This is a genomic window from Shewanella sp. SW24 (assembly GCF_025653395.1).
In the GTDB taxonomy this organism is placed as follows: domain Bacteria; phylum Pseudomonadota; class Gammaproteobacteria; order Enterobacterales; family Shewanellaceae; genus Shewanella; species Shewanella oncorhynchi.
This window is the reverse complement of the sequence record NZ_JAKKSH010000026.1, coordinates 37778-54269: the sequence shown is the minus strand read 5'-3', so window position 1 is coordinate 54269 and position 16492 is coordinate 37778. Positions and strand designations below refer to the sequence as shown.

Genomic DNA, 16492 nt, shown 5'->3' with positions numbered 1-16492 from the left:
TGCTCCTCATGGCGTAAGCATTAATGCTGTGAGGAACAAAGTGAGTGGCTGCTTACAAAGCACTAACCAAACCTGAGCTTAAAATTGCCAATTACATTGCGGTAAACGCGCAGTAAACCAATCCTGCGCCTTGCCTTCAGCATATTTACGCCATGCCATAAACACAGCTTGAGTTGGGCGCGGCATTTCCACATGACAAGCCACTAGGCTTCCCGCCGCCAACGCATCTAAGATCAAGTGCTTTGGAATGTAACCCACACCTAATCCCAATTGCTGCGCCTTAATTTTGGTCTGCATGTTCGGCACACGGATCACTTGGCGACTATCAAATAAACCACTTGATCGCTGTGCTAGGGCGGTCGAACTGTCTGCTACCACAATAGAAGGAAATTGCAGCAATGCCTCGGTCGGAATTGGACCTGCATGTTGCGCCAATGGGTGCGCAGGATTTAAAGCAAATACAAACTCCAACTCCCCAATTTCAACCACATGATATTGGCCTTTGGGCAACTCCCCTGTTACGCCGATGGCGATATCGGCACGGCCAGAATAGAGCGCATCCCACCCGCCACCTAAGGACTCTTCGCTGATATTCACAGTCACTTGCTTACCCAGCTCAGTAAACTCACCAATCAACTGCAGCAGGGGTAAATCCGGCACCACTGTATCTATGGCTAAGGTCAATGAAGACTCCCAGCCTGTCTCAAGTTGACGCACCGCCTCTTCGAGCCTTGATGTTGCCGCAAGGATTTCTCTGCCTTGGCGCAGCACAAGTTGACCGACTAAGGTCAGCTCGGCGCGCTGGCCCTTACGTTCAAATAATTTTGTACCTAAATCGCTTTCCAGTTTCTGCACTGTGTAGGTCAGTGCCGACGGCACCCGAAACAAAGACTCGGCAGCAGCGGAAAAACTGCCTTTCTTATCAATAGCATCGAGCACGATTAATCCATCGAGACTAATAGATGGCAACATATAAACCTCACATTCAAATTATTTGAAGTAGACATTGAAAATGTTCCGATTTTCTTTGCCAAAGGTCAAGTCTACACTGCTTAGCAATGGAGAGGTTCTGCGGAACTGCAGCCAAACTGACTTAAGACTGAGTGAACAATACACTTAACTATTCGTTAAATAATTTGAAATGAGGAATATCCCATGAAAGCACTGATCACAAAAACACTGAAATCAGCCCCGAGTTTTGCCCCACTGGCACTGCGCATTCCTATCGGGATCATCTTAATCGCCCATGGTTCACAAAAACTGTTTGGCTGGTTTGGCGGTTACGGCTTAGAAGGCACCGGACAATGGATGGCATCCATAGGTTTGACGCCAGGTTACTTAATGGCATTGATGGCAGGTTCAAGTGAATTCTTCGGCGGCCTATTCCTATTACTCGGCCTGCTGACTCGCCCAACGGCCCTCGTCTTGTCATTCACTATGGTTGTGGCGATTTTCTCGGTACATATAGGCAACGGTCTGTTCCTTGCCAATAACGGTTACGAATTTGGTCTCGCCCTATTAGCAGCCACAGTCTCATTGACGGTATCAGGTGCTGGCAAATTCGCTGTCGATAACGTATTCGCTAACCGCATCAAATAAAGGGGAAAGCAAGATGATCACATTAAGAAAAGCACAAGATCGCGGTCAAGCAGACTTAGGCTGGCTAAAGAGTCAACATACCTTCTCTTTCTCTAGCTACTATGACCCAGAGCACATGGGGATATCATCCCTAAGAGTCATCAACGATGACAGAGTGGCACCCGGCGCAGGTTTTGATACCCATGGTCATAAAGACATGGAGATCATCAGTTACGTGATATCCGGTACTATCGCTCACAAGGATAGCTTCGGCAATATCAAAACCTTACCCGCAGGAGAGTTTCAATTGATGTCCGCAGGTAAAGGCATTTATCACAGCGAGTTTAATGCCTCTAAAACCGAGCCGCTGCACTTTTTACAGATTTGGATCCGCCCAGATACTTTAGGCATAGATGCGGGTTATCAGCAAAAGGCATTTGAGCAAAGCTCACCACTGACGGCCGTGGTGACACCAAACGGTGAAAATGGCACGCTCAAAGTGCAACAAGATGCGACCCTATATCGTTTAGTGTTGAGTGAAGGCGAAAAAGTAACGATGAGTAGAAACGCCGCTCAAGCAAATCGTCATCTATATATTCAATTAATTGAAGGTACGTTGGATATCAATGGCACAACACTCACGGCTGGGGACGGCGCACATCTGACACAACTCGCGAGTGTCGACTTTACTGCAACAAGCGGCCCAGTTACCGCATTAGTGTTCGACTTGTCGCCTAACGCGTAATACAAATGATTTAACAAAGCGATTCAATAATGCGGCTTCACTATTTATTAGTTATTGGTTATTGGTTATTCGTTATTCGCAAACTACCAAGCAAACGATTGAATAAGTGATTAGATGCCAGCTTGATAAGCACTCACCGAGAAGCACTGCCACAAGTCATCTTTGGCAGTGTTTTTTTATTGGCGCTTCTATGGCGATGTTATAAGGCGATGTTATAAAGCAGTGCTGACGGCCTCGTTTAGCTAACCAAATCAGCACCTTGATAAGCTGAGTTAGAGGGCGAGCGTCATGCTGAAGTTAACCAACACTTGAGCTTGGCCCTGTGCTTTATCCGCCGCATTCAAAAAACGCTTATGTTCATTACGACGAATACTGCGAAATCCCTGTTTCTCAAAAAAAGGCCGCGCGAGATAGGACGCTTCAACCGTTAATCGTTTCAGCGCTAAGATTTTAACTTCCTCAAACAACGCAAAATACAAAGAGGTAGCCACCCCAGAACGGGCATATTCTGGATGAACAAACAAACATTCCACTTCAGCAGCGGCTTCAACATCGCTGTCGGCGCCTATCTTAAGATTGATAAAACCCACCAGCATATTATCGGTTTCGGCAACCCAAATAGTGGTTCCCTGTAAGCGTTCAAGCCAATAGTTCTCACTGCAGATCTCACCTTCGATATAAGCCCAAGCAGAGCGCTCGGCAAACGAGTAAAACTCGCCAGAGCCTTGCATTACACTCGCCTCAAAGATTGCCGCCAACTGCGAGACATCCGATGGCGTAAATAGTCGAATCTTCATTCTCTGCCCTCCATCTTGAATCATTAATTGACTTAGATTAACCGAATTCTAATTTAAGCTAAACAGTGCTGATTTAGTTAAATAATGTCACTAAATGGCGTTAAGCTAATGTTTTACTGTGGAATACCTTACATTACTTTCTAGCTGAAACCATAGTAAACGCGCGTTAAATATTCTTTCCTATATTCTTTTCCATATAGAAACCGGGGATCACTTGCCCAAGTTTTTGCTGATAACTGCGCTGTATTTGAATAAATCCCATCCGAGTAAACAACCCTTTAGAGAGATAAGATGCGTCCAAGCTCAAGCGCACATAGCCTTGTGCCTTAGCCCAAGCTTCTAAAACAAGATAAGCGCGCTCACCTAATCCCTGCCCTTGATAATCTGGATGTATATATAAACTATCTAAGTAACCTTGGCGGGGGAAATGGGTTTCGACATTGATAAAACCGCAACAAACTGAAGAAGCAGTCGCTTCATCTATGGCTAAAACCACCCACGCCTTCGAGCGGCTTAACCGTAAATGCCAATGTTTAGCCGATCTTGGCGCCGCAGACCAAGCCATAAGCTGCGCCTGCGAATAACGAACATGGGTAATGCTGTGCACGCAAAGATGAAATAACTCACTCACTTCCCGTGCATAACATGACTGATAAGGCTGGATCTCGAACTGTTCAAACGCCATCACTTGAGTGATCCCCTGCTGAGTAATAACAGCTAGAAAAATAGCCGCTATTTTGCCGCCTTTGTCCCCATCGAGATAGTCACAAACTCAGATTTAGCGGCATTGAACGCTAAAAACAAAAACGGCCTCGAAAGTATCGAAGCCGTTGAATTACAGAGGCGCTCAGGTTAGCGCACTCGATACTGCTGACTATTTCTTATCGATTTGGCCAACAAATAACAGTTTATCAAAGGTGCGGTTCAAGGTTTTGCTGGTGAATTCGTTCATCCACATTTGCTCAACCACAGCCACTTTATCGCCTTTGCTCACTTCAGTTTGAGGACCCGCGGCCCAAAAAGTGGTATCAGCTTCTTTAATCTGTACGTAGGTGTAACCGCCACCGTTCATCGTATCAACAACAGTACCTTCGTGGGTGACACCCTGAGCCCAAGCACTTGACATGCCTAACGCTAAAGTCGCTACTGCCGCTAATTTTACCCATTTTGCCATCATGCCTGCGTTCCTTTTGTTTTGCTAATATGCTGCATTAAAGCATGCTAAAAACAATAAATCGCTAATCTCTATCACGAAATACAACACTTATCGCAAAAGCAGTATTTTTCTTAAAAGAAGGGAACTCATTTCAACAGCGGTTTTAGCATGCCTTCTAAGCCATTAAGTTTGATTTCGTACATTAGGGCTAATTGCTCACCAAGTTTCCCCTGAGGAAAACCTTGCTTATGGAACCACACCAGATAAGGTTCGGGTAGTTCGAGCAACTTACGTCCAGCGTACTTACCAAAGGGCATTTTTTGATTAACAGCATCAATAAGGAGTTGCTGATCCATAGGTTGTTATCTCATACAGAACGTCACGATAATCCTACGGATGCTACAACATAAGCGAACGAATGTCGCCGTTAACTACGCAAAAGTGACTATATACCCAAGGGCTTAAATACGCGCTAGCTAACACCTAAAAGGCATTCTCACATGAATATCAAGCGATAATTTTTAACAAATTAGGCCCTAAATTAGCGCAGGGAGCATACTGAAAACCATATTCACTACATAAGCGCTCATGCTCACCATGGGCGGTCATACTGACACAAGTTCCCGCACTCGCATGGTCATCAACAAAGGCCATCACCCGCTCAAGTATTATCTTTGCTAGCCCATAGGATTGGTATTCGGGTAAGACAATAAAATCTTCAATCATCAAATGCCCGGGCTTGTTGCCATAAACACACGCCGTTGCCAATAGATTAGACTTAGCGGCCCCAGCGCCGGCATGTTCCAATTCAGTCTTGTCACTTAATCGAATAGAGACCCAGAACAATGCCTGTACATCCGCAAGTTCAACGCCAATAGAAGGGAGGCCAACTGTGGCCCGCAGATTAAGTAGTTCATGAAATAACGGTGCAGTTTCAACGAGTTCAAACTTAATAGGCATAATAGTTTTGATATCCATTTGGCATCCCTTCTCCATGGTTGAAATTTCAAGCGATTTAGACGTCAGTCTATAGAGATGATAAAGCCAGCATTTGGCAGTTTGATGACAAGTGCCTCACCAAACAAGACCACTTTCGACTGAGAAGCTGATAATTTACTCAGATCAGTTAATAACATTTAGAAATATAAAATTAACATTTGTACCAAGGAAGAAATAAAAAACTACACCCTAAGTCCTATGCACAGTTACCGATCACCACAAACAACCCTTTTAGCTGACGGATAACAGATAAAACAATGTAAAACCAATAAGATAAAAAAACATTTTTATAAATCCCTCGTCTCATTTTTTTTGTCAAATTAACGGCATATGACCAGATACTGACAGAAAAACGCCTACGACAATTTAATTAAAAAACGTCAAAAATCAGCCAATTGACCGAGATTAACATTAGGTTTACATTCGATTTCGGACATCAATGCGGATAGCTCCAAACACATCAACTCGCTGCACAAGGGTCATCAAAAGAATTAAGGAATGCGTCATGATAGTCTTAATCGGTGGAGAAAAAGGCGGCAGCGGTAAAAGTTGCTTGGCCCAAAATATAGCTGTATTTCTAACTACAGAATGTAGCGCCTCGGTCATTATGGTGGACTGCGATCCCCAGCGCACTACCTCTGATTGGATCCATGCAAGAAACAACAATCCGCAACTTGCCAGCATCAATTGCGTGCAACTTTACGGTAAGATCCGTAATGACTTACTCAGTCTTGAGCAACACTATGATGTCGTTCTCGTCGACTGCGGTGGGCAAGATAACCTAGCACTACGAGCAACCATGTCAGTCGCCGCTTACATTTTAATGCCCTTAAGACCTAAGCGCCGCGATTTAAAAACCGTATGTCACATGGACGATATCGTCGCGACGTGTAAGATGATTAATCCCAAGTTACGGGCTTCTTTTGTGATCACCCAATGTCCAAGTCTACCCAATCAAGCTAACCGAATTTTGGAGGCCAAAGAAGTCTGTAAAACCTATGATATCCATGTTCTTGACGCGATAACATATTGCCGCAATGTTTATGATGACAGTGAAGAATCAGGATTATCGGTAATTGAAATCGAGCCCATAGGAAAAGCAGCCGAAGAAATTCGAACTATCGCCTGCGAACTATTCCAAGTCGATTGTGCTACCAGCTTAGCCAATCTCCTACATCCCGCGATACACGCTCAGGGGGTGAGTCAAATGCATCATTATTTGACCCATCAAACTCAATCCACTCACACGACTACTCAACAAAGGGGGCAAAATGGGACTCAGCGATCTCAAGAAAAACGCTATGTCATCTAGCAGCTTACAGCACTCGCTTTCGTTAGATGAGTTTATTGAAGCGGCAAACTTGTACGCAATGGGACAAAGTCTGAATAAGATAAAAAGTAATCTAGATCATAAAGCAGATGCAACTGTCACAAAAAACACAGGCTCACAGGCAAATCACATCACAACTGACATGGCCCAGAGCCATTCCAATGTGTTGAGCTTGCACAAACAAAGCCTAGAAACAAACGTATTATTCCCGACAAAAGTAGAAACTAAAACACACTATCGCAAAGCAACATTTTCCCTCAGTGAAGCGGCTATAACCCATCTTGCTACACTGGCAGAAGAAAGCAGTATACCCAAATCAAAGCTGCTCCGACTCTTGATTGAGCAACACTTCGACCTACCTATTGCCTTGAGGCAATTACGAGAACAACAACGCCAAAACCGTTAACGATTCGCACTACTCCCACCCTTTTCCGGTAACTTAGCTAAGATCGAGTTACCGGCTTTTTACTCAAAAAGTAAAAAACACAATAAAAACCATCATAAAATCGCGGCATAAGTTCTGATCCCACCTATCCTTAAATATACATAATACTGAATTAATGATATTAACTCAGAGTCAATACGTAACATTAAGGTGTTATTTTTGTTAAACCAGATCAGATTTATTTTTCTTTGTTTAACCGCAGCGATAATGATGCCCTGTTACGCAGAATTTTCATTGGCACAAATCCCGCCGCTAACAAACAAAACCCCCATTACTTTGGTCGCTGAAAAAGGATTTTGGACCGACTATTTAACTCAAGAAATGTTACCTAAATTCACCGCAAAAACCGGCGTAAAAGTGCAAGTGGTCAGTACTGAATTAGAGGATATGTTTAACTTACAGACCCAGAATTTACTTCAAGGTTCAGGCAAATACGATTTACTCACAATGGAAGCGGGCTGGGCTAAAGAATGGGCTGCCAATGGTTATACAGTGCCCTTAATTGAACTCGCTAAACTTTACGATCCCGATGGCGAAAAGGCCATGGAGAAATACCTAGAACCCTATTACCCATCCCTACTTAACATCTTGTCCTATCAAGGTGAAATCCATGCTATTCCCTATAACAATTATGTTATGGGAAATCATTATCGAGCAGATCTCTTTGATAATAAAACTGAAAAAGCTCAGTTTCTGCGTCAGTTTGGCTATCCACTCGCACCAGCAAAAACCTTAACAGAGTTACGAGATCAAGCTCAGTTCTTCACTCGTAAAGCAGGCACTATATTGGCGGATAAAATACTGACTCATGACTTTTACGGTCTAGCGCTAATGTCGGGTGATAAGCCCCATATTAACGATGAATTCTCTAGCATGATTTGGAGCTTAGGTGGCACTTGGATGCAGCCCGTCTATAACAGCCAGAAACAGATCTCCCATTTTGAAGTGCCTACCATCAACCATGAAGCCATTGAAGCGGCCAAGCAATATCGCGAATTAATGCCCTATGCTGTTCCCGCTAACGAGCAGTTTGCTTTCAATGAAGCGGCTAATGCTATTGCGACAGGTCAAGCGGCAATGTGGCCTTTTGCCTACAATAATCTGTGGTATAAATCCTTTAAAGTTGAACAGAACATTCTCGGCGCGCGTCTAGCCGTAAGCCAAGTGCCTGGCGGTTATCCCTACAATGGCGCTTATGCCTTTGCCGTTAGCTACGACAGCAAAAACCCTCAAGCTGCCTATTGGCTGCTCAAATATATGGGCACCTATGAGGCACAACATGCCTATGCTATGGGGGGTGGTAATCCCTGTCGTATGGATGTAGTAACAGCCCCAGAATTTAAAGATGAATCTTTAAGAGGCATAGCTGGCGCATTTGAGGCAAGCCACATAGCCAATATGTTTTGGTCTACTAAGGTCTTATCCTTTGGGCATTTCACCAGTACTGCCATGGGACAAATTTACCCTGAACTCAGCCACGCCTGTTTTAGCGCAAGCCGCAGACCCGCTAACAGTGAAGATATTTTCATTAAATTAAGTGCAGAGATAAAACACCTCCAAAATACCTATGGAGAGGTACCTGCTATTGACAAAGAAAATAATGCCAAGCACTAAACCACTGAAAAGTTTGAAACAAAAAATAACCTCAGCCTTCTATATCATAGTGGGCATGGCGCTATTAAATGGTGTTGTCGCCATATTACTGTCACAGCAACTCAAATCAGAAATTGAACACTTAGTCGGGGTAGATGTGGTAAAAGTCACCACCGCGCTGCAACTGGCAAAAAACAGTGAAAAACTACAAATCATTACTGCACGCTTGAATAACTATTATGATGAAAAACAAAGAACTAGCCTGTTAGGTGAACTTTCTGCACAATGGGAATTACTCATCAATGACTCACGACTACTGGCCTCAATAGAAACTTCTACAGTCAATAAGCAAGAATTAAATCACGCCTTAGATACTCAACTGTATTACTTACAACAACTGCCATTACTCAACACGTTAACCGATACTGCCTTACAAGCCAATTCACAGGCAGCCAATATTCAAGCCAACTTAACGTCAATGGCGTCGGGATTTAGCGATGAAATGCAAACCCAATTTCAGCGTATTAATACAGACTCCGAACGTCAGCTTAAGCTGAAAAACGTTGACCAGATTGCTTTAAATATCAATACCAATTATCAGCTATCTTTATTTAGTCATCTAGGAGAACACTTATTTACCCAGTTAACTCAAGTGAATATCATCGACAATCTGGTTGAACTAAACCAAACCCAAAGAGATGCTATGCGGCTGCTGTTAAGCATGGAGGCTATGCTTGATAGTATCGGTGGCGATAAAGACTTATATTTTAATTTGTTATCACAAATAAAACAGACCATGGTCGGTGAAGACAACCTCTTTGAACTTTCTCGCAAAGCGATTAGAAGCACTCATATCGCCAATGCGCATTTAGAATACCAAGCAGATGCCGCACAAATCGTTGCGACCTATACGCAGGATCTCGTTAACCAAGTTGAAAATGAAATTCAGCAAACAGGCCGCGAACTTAAAAACGATAGCACCGCATTTATCGTATTGATTTTCTGCAGTGGCATCTTATATTGCTTCTTCATCTGGCTCACCAGTTGGCACTTTATCACTAAGGGAATCATCAAGCCTGTCATGGCGACTCGAGATGCAATGAATGCCATTGCCAATGAAAAACTCGACGCCAGAATGCCTGTCACTGATAACTTAGAGCTCCAGCAAATGGTGAGCTCCTTAGAGACATTAAAAAGCTACGCAGCTCAGGTTAAAGGCATGGCCGAAACCGACGGATTAACTGGCTGCTATAATCGCCGCTATTTAGATTTACAACTCCAAAAAGAATTAGAGTATGCAAGGGACCACAACATGCCCCTAGGTATAATTCTGTTTGATATTGATAATTTTAAACAATTTAACGACAGGTATGGTCATGTCGCAGGCGATCAATGTCTTAAGAAAATCGTTAATGCCACCAAATCGATCTTGAAACAACCCACTTACATGCTTGCCCGCTATGGCGGAGAGGAGTTCATGATAGTACTGCCATCGAGCAATCTCGAGGAGGTATATCATTTTGCTGAAGCATTACGCAATAAAATCATCAACTTAAATATACCACATGAAGACTCCCCCCATGACGGCATACTGACCATCAGCGCTGGTATTACTTGCTGGGAGCGATCACAACCTATGGATACGAATAGCTTAATTAATCAAGCTGATGAGGCTCTCTATCACGCCAAACTAACAGGTCGTAATCGTACAGAGACACGACTAAACCAGCCAGTTCGCTATTCCTAACCATAAAATGCGGCGACTGTTCAGTTTCTTTTTTCACCAGAGGATTGAGTTACGCTGACTTCACCCCCATTAGCTAATACTAAGTTAATCAGGATAAAGTCAGGGAAGTATGCTCGCTATTGTTATCACGCTTATCCTAGGAATTGGCGCAATTACCTGGCTACTGTCGAGTCGTTGGCGCAGGACCTTACATCGTCGACGAGTCACGATGAAACCTTTTCCAAAAGAATGGCGCAGCATTCTCAAAAAAAGACTGCCTTACTTCCATGCTCTACCCGCAGATCTACAACTGCAACTCAAACGGCATATCCAAATTTTCATCGATGAAAAAGTCTTTATCGGCTGCGATAATTTTGAGATCACGGATGAAGTAAGAGTCACAATCGCGGCCCAAGCCTGTCTACTGCTACTCAATCGTAAAACCGACTTTTACCCCAAACTGAAACAGATTTTGGTCTATCCCGATGCCTTTATCGTCAATAATCAACATAAAGACACTAGCGGTATCGTGTGGGAACAACGCAATGTGCTGGCTGGGGAATCATGGGAATACGGTAAAGTTGTGCTCTCATGGAGAAATACTTTAGACGGGGCCGCCGATCCCCATGATGGTAATAATGTCGTAATCCATGAGTTTGCCCATCAGCTCGATCAAGAAGATGGCCAAGCCAATGGCGCACCCATTCTGCAGCATTTTGCCGACTACAGCACTTGGTCTGAAGTGCTAAGTAGGGAATTTACCCAATTACAACACAGTGCAAATTTTGGCATGCCCTCATTATTTAATTATTATGGTGCGACTAATCCCGCTGAGTTTTTTGCCGTCATCACCGAAGTCTTTTTTGAGAAACCAGGGGATTTTTACCAACAACACCCAGACTTGTATCGGGAACTGAGCCGCTTTTATCAACTCGATCCGATAAACTGGCATTAACCCATAAAAGTAGAGGCACGCAAATGCTCAAAGACACTCATGCATTCTCAGTTAAAGGTTCCAATATTCATCGCGCTACCTTGGGGTTACTGCTCAGCGCGTTAATGCTTGGCGGCCTTAATGTAAGCGTACAGGCACAGGACTCGCCAACACAAAGCGCTCAAACGACTTCGAATCCTGATCAACAAGCGGCGGCTCACGTATTAGATTTACTCAACCAATATTCAAGCGATGCCAATTGGGATAAATATTTTGCCCTGTACCGAAAAGACGGCATTTTTATTGGCACGGATGCGAGTGAGCGCTGGGGAATGGCGGAATTTGAACGTTACTCCCGCCCCACAAAAGGTTGGCGCTATGATTTAACTGAGCGTCATTTAATCCAACACGGCAATGTCATATTGTTTGACGAGTTATTAAATAGTCCAGCCTATGGCGTCAGTCGAGGAACAGGCACTTTAATCAAAACCAATGGCAACTGGGAAATAGCGCAATACCATTTAAGCTTCCCCATTCCTAATGAGGTAGCTAAGCAAATAACTGCCGAGATTAAAGCCGCAAACAAACAATAGCGCAGCACTCCCCAAAATACGGTTTAAAAGAGTGCAATTTCGAAAGAATACAGCTTTAAATTAAATCGCTAAAAAAAACAATCACTTAAACTATACAACTATCTCAAGGACACAGTAAAACACACATTCGCCAATTGGGAGAAGTGGATGAAACTTTGAAAATCCACGTCTTCAAATGCCCTTTCCGAAGGGCCCCTATCCGCATAATAAAACCCGATCACTTTACTATCGACTAATAATGGCGCCAATAAAAAGCCTTGACGTGACACATGTTGCGCTTGTAATTCTTTACACTGCTCTTGCCATTTCTTAGAGCTAGGATCATCTACCCAAAGCGGTAACTTATGCTCCATCGCTTGGTAAAATAATCCCCGCCTATCGCTCAAATCGATAATAAACTCTTGCTTAATGGCATCTGCATCACGACCTAATATCACCCTAGGTTGAAGTTGTTTACGGCTTGGCGACAATAACAGCACGCCGCACCGGTCAACGCCAACGCCCTCAAGTATACCTTCGAGAACCGTTTGCATGATTTGGTTAAAATCGGCTTTATTAATGGCGAAGCCTGTTAATTCTCGTAGCTTAGCTAACTGAATATTCAAGTTAACTTGATAGACAGGCATATCCAACGGAATGGGAAGTGGAACAGGTTTAACTGTGACCATACGCTTAGGATCTGGTAGATAGTCTAGCAACACCTTAGCGCCATATACTTCAGCTAACTTATGGGTCGCATTCGCGCAGCGTTGCATCCGCACCATAAACTCATTTTCTTCTAGTCCAGTAAAACTCGCCGCTTGCGTGATACGTTTCCCTAATTCCTGCTTATCAAGATTAGGTTGAGATAAAATATCGCAGAGCTTATCCGCAATAAAAATAGACCGAATTTCAGGTCTTTGGTCTTCAGGATTATTAACTGCATGGACCAACAGTTCTCCCAATCCCCAATTGCGGGCAATACTTTGAGTTAATAGTGAAAAAGAAGTGCCGAGGGCTTCGCGGGTTATACTTCGCTCCTCTGCTGGCGTTGCACATTCACGCAGTTTTAGATCTAACTCTTCGGTGAACTCACCACCAATACTCCAAAAAGCACTCTCACCTATGTGATACAGTAAAGAGGCTATAAAAGCTTCCTCCTGCATTTCTTCGTCATAATGGCTCAACATCATCCGTGCAATCATGGCGGCTTGAAATGCTTTAGCCATCAACTTTATTAATCTTTGATATACGTTAGGTGCCAAATTTTTACTCTCTAACAAGCTTGAGAGTAACTTGGCTGTGATACAGATATTTCGCACCGCATCGAAACCAAGCACTATAGCCGCTCGGCTGACAGTAGAGATTTGGCTACTACCTTTATGGTAAATAGCGCTATTAGCAACTCGAAGAATACGAGAGGTTAAGGCGTTATCGTGCATCACGCTACGCCCGAGTAATGCGAGAGAGGAAACGTCATCCTTGGCGAGCTTTTCTAGCGATTTAACAGTCGAACACAGTGCTGGCATTTCCAATTCACTGATCCGATTTGTCCAATAATCGACCCCTTTATTAGTATTGTTATTAGGCTTCAACCTAAAGTTACCTTAGCGATATAATCTTGTTGTTTTTAGTATAGATAAACGCAAACATTTCGCCTGTTGTCTAAAGCTTGTTTTAGCAAATCATTCATTAATTGCTTAATAATTCAACATTAAGCAATATCTGCCGATAAAAATGCCCAAGACAAAGCTCGGGCATTTCAGTAAAACTGAAAATCAATCCACACTTAGGCTTTGAGGTACTGCTTAACAACACGCAACACTTTATCTATGTCCTGACGGCTGACATCTTTATGAGTCACAAGCCGAAGCGTACGCCCTGGGCTTATCAGGATGCCTTCCGCTCGACAGTGTTTAGCCAATAAGTTCGCATCAATATGGGATGCTAATGTAACAAATAACATATTAGTTTGTACTGCGGCTAAATTGACGTCGAACTCACTGAATTCTGCCAACTGCCGAGCTAAGTACGCTGCATTGTCATGATCTTCACTAAGCCGTTGTACTTGCTCAGTTAAAGCAAGCTTACCCGCAGCGGCAAGTATCCCAGCTTGACGCATGCCACCACCAAGCATTTTACGCCAACGAATGGCTTTCTTAATCAAGCGTTCATCACCTAAGAGTAATGAGCCGACTGGCGCACATAATCCTTTGGATAAACAAATCGACACTGAATCAAAGTGCGCCGTGATATCACTTATTGCAATATTCTGCGCAACCGCAGCATTGGCAACTCGCGCACCGTCTAAATGAATTTTTAATCCGCGATTAAAGGCTAATGCCTGCGCGTCCGCCAAATAGCTTTGCGGGAGAACCTTACCGCCAATCGTATTCTCTAAACTAAGCAAACGAGTACGAGCAAAATGGATATCATCAGGCTTAATTGCGGCTTCAATGTCAGCTAATGCAATAGTGCCATCTAATTGATTAATTAAAGGTTGAGGTTGAATGCTGCCTAGGACAGCAGCGCCGCCGCCCTCGAACTTATAATTGTGAGCCTGCTGACCGCACAGGTACTCATCACCACGATCACAATGGGCCATCAAAGCCAATAAATTTGCTTGAGTACCCGAACAGGTAAATAATGCACTTTCAAAGCCAAACATCTCCGCAGCCATATCCTGCAAACTATTTACCGTAGGGTCATCACCGTAAACATCATCACCCACTTCGGCTCTGGACATGGCTAACCGCATGGCTGCTGTTGGCTGGGTAACAGTATCACTGCGTAAATCTATCATCTTGTCCTCAACTTAAAGTTTGGTTGGCGCATAATGGGCTCAAGACTCTAGCGCTAAAGGCTTATTTTGTATAGTTTATCGTCATACTTGTCGACAAATTTACCGATGTAGAACCTCGCTCATGCTTGAAGCAAGTATCGACATACTGACATCTACTAATAAAAACATAAATATACTCAAGATCTTGCCGATATCTATCTGTCGATGTATGGACGCTTGTACGCGTTTAGCTTGGCGAAAAGAGTCTTACTCGTTAGAATGCCACACTAAGATGGTCATGCTACAACAATGCGATCGCTTTAGTAATTTTGACTAATACTTATCGTTCAATAGGTGATTTGTAGTGAAAAACTCCCAATCTCGATGGATTCAGCTAGCGCTTTTGCTATTAAGTTTAAGCCTAACATCACAGGTATTTGCTTGGTCTGACACTGACCGAGATGGAGTGCCAGATATCAAAGATGCCTGTCCTAACACAGAGCCAAATACACCTGTTATGGCTAATGGTTGTGTGGAAGAAGCCGCTGTGGAAATGACTGCATCACCAGTTTGCGATATGAGTCATTCAAATGCTGAGTTAAACACAGATTGTCATAATATTTCTGCAGCTATGGTGTATTTTGAATTTGCCATTGCCGAGGTTGACTTTTCTCAATGGAAAACTTTAGCCTTAGTAAAAGCATTCTTAGAAACAAATGATGCTGAATTAACCTTAGTAGGCCACACAGATATCGTTGGTACACCAGAGTTTAATTATCAACTATCACTTCAACGGGCTCAAAATGTAAAACGTATTTTGGTTGAAGATTATGGCTTTAATCCAAATCGCTTTACCGTAATAGGTAAAGGTATATCTGAACCTGTAGCGGACAACCGTTCTAGCGAAGGGCGCAGTTTAAATCGACGAGTAGAATTTATCGTCAATAATAAATAGTTTTTGTTAGCGTATATTTAGGGAGTTATTCAATGGAAAACCTCGAAGGTTTATTAAAGCAAGCACCAGATCTGATTGTGACTTATGGCTTAAAAACATTATTCGCCATTATCATCTTCTTTGTTGGTAAATACTTTGCGGGCGTAGCACAGAAGCTTGTTCGTAAATTACTGAACAGCCGTAAAGTTGATCCGACAGTCGTTTCATTTGTCGCGAACCTCGCTTGGGCAGTGGTATTTGTTTTCGCGGTTATTGCTACGTTAGGGCAAATTGGCGTACAAACCGCATCACTGGTAGCCGTTATCGGTGCAGCAGGTTTAGCAATAGGCTTAGCGCTACAAGGTTCTCTGTCTAATTTTGCATCGGGTGTGTTAATGGTGTTATTCCGCCCTTGCCGCGTAGGTGACTATATTGAAGCTGCAGGTATCGCCGGCACTGTTGATGAAATAACCATATTCTCAACCAAGCTTCGCACTCCTGATAATAAAGTTATCGTAGCGCCAAACTCATCTATCATGAATGGCACTATCACTAACTACTCAGCGATGGATAGTCGTCGTATCGATTTAGTGATTGGCGTATCTTATTCCGCCGATATCGCACTCACTAAAAAAGTATTGACCGATATTTTAGATAACAACCAGTATGTGTTAAAAGATCCAGCATATACAGTTGGACTTTCTGAATTGGCTAGCTCTTCAATCAATTTCGTGGTTCGTCCTTGGGTAAAAACATCTGATTATTGGACTGCACGTTTCCAACTGCTTGAGCAAATAAAAAATGCATTAGACGCTGCAGATATCGGTATTCCATTTCCACAAATGGATATTCATGTCAAAGAATTGCCGCTAAGCAAATAACAATTAGTGGATAAAAAAGG

General features: G+C 43.2%; 18 protein-coding genes. 10 read left to right on the top strand and 8 right to left on the bottom strand.

The features are described from left to right. Positions 1-78: 78 nt before the first annotated feature. Positions 79-972 (bottom strand): LysR substrate-binding domain-containing protein, encoded by an 894-nt coding sequence (locus tag L5M17_RS18095; protein WP_028761259.1) that lies wholly within the window; start codon positions 970-972, stop codon positions 79-81. Positions 973-1155: 183 nt separating this feature from the next. Here L5M17_RS18095 and L5M17_RS18090 point away from each other — a divergent pair, with 183 nt between their 5' ends. Both L5M17_RS18090 and L5M17_RS18085 read left to right on the top strand, forming a co-directional pair. Then, complete coding sequence (locus L5M17_RS18090) at positions 1156-1599, top strand: DoxX family protein (protein WP_263148742.1); 444 nt, start codon at positions 1156-1158, stop codon at positions 1597-1599. 13 nt (positions 1600-1612) lie between these two features. Next, on the top strand, positions 1613-2323 hold the full coding sequence (locus tag L5M17_RS18085; RefSeq protein WP_219250964.1) for a pirin family protein: 711 nt from the start codon (positions 1613-1615) through the stop codon (positions 2321-2323). 272 nt (positions 2324-2595) lie between these two features. On the opposite strand, the gene L5M17_RS18080 is transcribed toward L5M17_RS18085, so the two are convergent. From L5M17_RS18080 to L5M17_RS18060, 5 genes are all read right to left on the bottom strand, one after another. Then, positions 2596-3120 (bottom strand): GNAT family N-acetyltransferase, encoded by a 525-nt coding sequence (locus L5M17_RS18080; RefSeq protein ID WP_263148741.1) that lies wholly within the window; start codon positions 3118-3120, stop codon positions 2596-2598. Positions 3121-3286: 166 nt separating this feature from the next. After that, on the bottom strand, positions 3287-3808 hold the full coding sequence (locus tag L5M17_RS18075) for a GNAT family N-acetyltransferase (RefSeq protein WP_113939433.1): 522 nt from the start codon (positions 3806-3808) through the stop codon (positions 3287-3289). A 186-nt stretch (positions 3809-3994) separates the two neighbouring features. After that, a complete protein-coding gene (locus L5M17_RS18070) occupies positions 3995-4297 on the bottom strand; it encodes a hypothetical protein (protein WP_006082493.1) in 303 nt (100 codons plus the stop codon). Between the two features lie 125 nt (positions 4298-4422). Further along, positions 4423-4632, bottom strand: coding sequence for a DUF3820 family protein (locus tag L5M17_RS18065; protein ID WP_006082494.1), 210 nt, complete (start codon positions 4630-4632; stop codon positions 4423-4425). A 151-nt stretch (positions 4633-4783) separates the two neighbouring features. After that, positions 4784-5254: a GNAT family N-acetyltransferase gene (locus L5M17_RS18060; RefSeq protein WP_105251887.1), complete on the bottom strand. Its 471-nt coding sequence runs from the start codon at positions 5252-5254 to the stop codon at positions 4784-4786. A gap of 526 nt (positions 5255-5780) precedes the next feature. On the opposite strand from L5M17_RS18060, the gene L5M17_RS18055 reads away from it, so the two are divergent. From L5M17_RS18055 to L5M17_RS18030, 6 genes are all read left to right on the top strand, one after another. Further along, a complete protein-coding gene (locus tag L5M17_RS18055) occupies positions 5781-6587 on the top strand; it encodes a division plane positioning ATPase MipZ (protein WP_263148740.1) in 807 nt (268 codons plus the stop codon). Then, positions 6547-7011: a CopG family transcriptional regulator gene (locus L5M17_RS18050; protein WP_263148739.1), complete on the top strand. Its 465-nt coding sequence runs from the start codon at positions 6547-6549 to the stop codon at positions 7009-7011. The genes L5M17_RS18055 and L5M17_RS18050 overlap by 41 nt, the downstream gene beginning before the upstream one ends. 249 nt (positions 7012-7260) lie before the next feature. Further along, positions 7261-8664, top strand: coding sequence for an ABC transporter substrate-binding protein (locus L5M17_RS18045; RefSeq protein ID WP_263148749.1), 1404 nt, complete (start codon positions 7261-7263; stop codon positions 8662-8664). Then, a complete protein-coding gene (locus tag L5M17_RS18040; RefSeq protein ID WP_263148748.1) occupies positions 8651-10390 on the top strand; it encodes a GGDEF domain-containing protein in 1740 nt (579 codons plus the stop codon). The genes L5M17_RS18045 and L5M17_RS18040 overlap by 14 nt, the downstream gene beginning before the upstream one ends. A 109-nt stretch (positions 10391-10499) precedes the next feature. Beyond that, complete coding sequence (locus tag L5M17_RS18035) at positions 10500-11324, top strand: zinc-dependent peptidase (RefSeq protein ID WP_263148738.1); 825 nt, start codon at positions 10500-10502, stop codon at positions 11322-11324. A gap of 23 nt (positions 11325-11347) precedes the next feature. Continuing rightward, on the top strand, positions 11348-11896 hold the full coding sequence (locus tag L5M17_RS18030) for a nuclear transport factor 2 family protein (protein WP_219253460.1): 549 nt from the start codon (positions 11348-11350) through the stop codon (positions 11894-11896). 98 nt (positions 11897-11994) lie between these two features. Here L5M17_RS18030 and L5M17_RS18025 read toward each other — a convergent pair whose 3' ends face one another. Further along, positions 11995-13470, bottom strand: coding sequence for an HDOD domain-containing protein (locus L5M17_RS18025; protein WP_113939427.1), 1476 nt, complete (start codon positions 13468-13470; stop codon positions 11995-11997). Between the two features lie 194 nt (positions 13471-13664). Beyond that, the gene (gene ltaE / locus L5M17_RS18020) at positions 13665-14678 is read right to left on the bottom strand and encodes a low-specificity L-threonine aldolase (protein ID WP_263148737.1); all 1014 of its coding nucleotides are present in this window, start codon (positions 14676-14678) and stop codon (positions 13665-13667) included. Between the two features lie 343 nt (positions 14679-15021). On the opposite strand from ltaE, the gene L5M17_RS18015 reads away from it, so the two are divergent. Further along, a complete protein-coding gene (locus L5M17_RS18015; protein ID WP_113939425.1) occupies positions 15022-15612 on the top strand; it encodes an OmpA family protein in 591 nt (196 codons plus the stop codon). A 32-nt stretch (positions 15613-15644) separates the two neighbouring features. Then, a complete protein-coding gene (locus L5M17_RS18010) occupies positions 15645-16472 on the top strand; it encodes a mechanosensitive ion channel family protein (protein WP_028761273.1) in 828 nt (275 codons plus the stop codon). The last annotated feature ends 20 nt before the right edge of the window (positions 16473-16492 follow it).